This is a genomic window from Caldisericaceae bacterium, from assembly GCA_036574215.1.
Lineage (GTDB): Bacteria > Caldisericota > Caldisericia > Caldisericales > Caldisericaceae > Caldisericum.
Genome location: JAINCR010000016.1, coordinates 1 through 1,290, shown reverse-complemented (window position 1 = coordinate 1,290; position 1,290 = coordinate 1). Strand labels below are relative to the sequence as shown.

At 35.7% G+C, this 1,290-nt stretch carries 1 protein-coding gene; it reads left to right on the top strand.

Annotated features, from left to right (window positions below):
* The first annotated feature begins 172 nt into the window (after nt 1–172).
* Nucleotides 173–1,288: an acyl-CoA dehydrogenase family protein gene (locus K6343_00815; GenBank protein ID MEF3244515.1), complete on the top strand. Its 1,116-nt coding sequence runs from the start codon at nt 173–175 to the stop codon at nt 1,286–1,288.
* Nucleotides 1,289–1,290 lie beyond the last annotated feature (2 nt).

Here is a 1,290-nt window from a genome sequence, read left to right as displayed (position 1 = left end):
TTTATTGCAGAAGCTTTTGATGCTTCCGTTGAATGGGATGGTAAAACAGGGACAATTACAATAATTTATCCAAAATAGACGGTTTTACTTTAAGCCCTACGCCCGTAGAGAAACTACGGGCGTTTTTGTTTTTTATTTAAAGATAGTATAATTTGCTAAAAAGGATTTTACCATGGAGAGGATAGAAGAAATAACAACTGAAGTATGTAAAGCACTTATTGAGCCTAAAGAAAAAGATATTGAAGAGCATGGTTTATATATCAAAGAAATTTTAGCAAAATTAGGAGAACTTGGTTTTTTTAGTATAAATTTTCCAAAGGAATTTGGTGGAGTTGGACTTAGCTTCGAAGAAAGTGTTAGAGCCTCGATGGTGTTGTCTTACTACACAAGCACAATTTCAATGATTATTGGCGCTCATCAACTTGCAAGTTATTCTATTCTGAATGGTTCTAACTATTTAAAAGAAAAATACCTTAAAGATTTAAATAGAGGAAAGCTAATAGGGGCGTTTTCTTTAACGGAGCCACAGGCAGGATCGGACCCAACTACAATAAAAACAACAGCAGTTCTTGATGGTGATTACTACATTTTGAATGGCACAAAAGCTTTTGTTACCAATGCAGGCCTTGCAGATATCTATGTGATTTTTGCAAAAACAGATCCAAACGCCCTTGCAAGGGGTATCTCTGCATTTGTTGTTGAAAGTAATTCCGAAGGTTTACACGTTGGAAGACATGAAGAAAAAATGGCGCTTCCTTATTTAGGCAATGCAACTTTAACTTTACAAGATGTAAAAGTCCCAAAAGAAAACCTCATAGGAAGGGCTAACTTAGGGTTTATCATTGCAATGAAGACTCTTGATCAAGGTAGAGTTTTGACTGCTTCAGGAGCGGTAGGGCTCATGGAGAGAGCCTTAAATGAATCTATAAAATATGCAAAGGAAAGAGTCCAAGGGGGCGTCACTATTGCAAACCATCAGATTATTCAATCATATTTAGCTGAAATGAAAACTCTTCTTGAGACATCTCGTGAAATTGTGTTAAGAGCAGCAAAGAAAAAAGATGAAGAAGCAAAAGATTTTGGCTTATTTTCATCTATTGCAAAGTATTTTGCAACAAATAGCGCTGTTTCTGTTTCTCGCCTTGCAACTCAAATTTTTGGTGGAAGTGGGTATATAAGAGGCTATGTTGTGGAAAGGCTCTATAGAGAAGCAAAGATGTATGAGATTGTTGAAGGAACTAACGAAATTCAAAAGTTAATAATTGCAAATCAAGTTTTAAAGGGGTGATA

Bases quoted from the DNA above. Each gene is read 5' to 3' on its own strand.
- K6343_00815 (MEF3244515.1), top strand. From the start codon at position 173: ATGGAGAGGATAGAAGAAATAACAACTGAAGTATGTAAAGCACTTATT.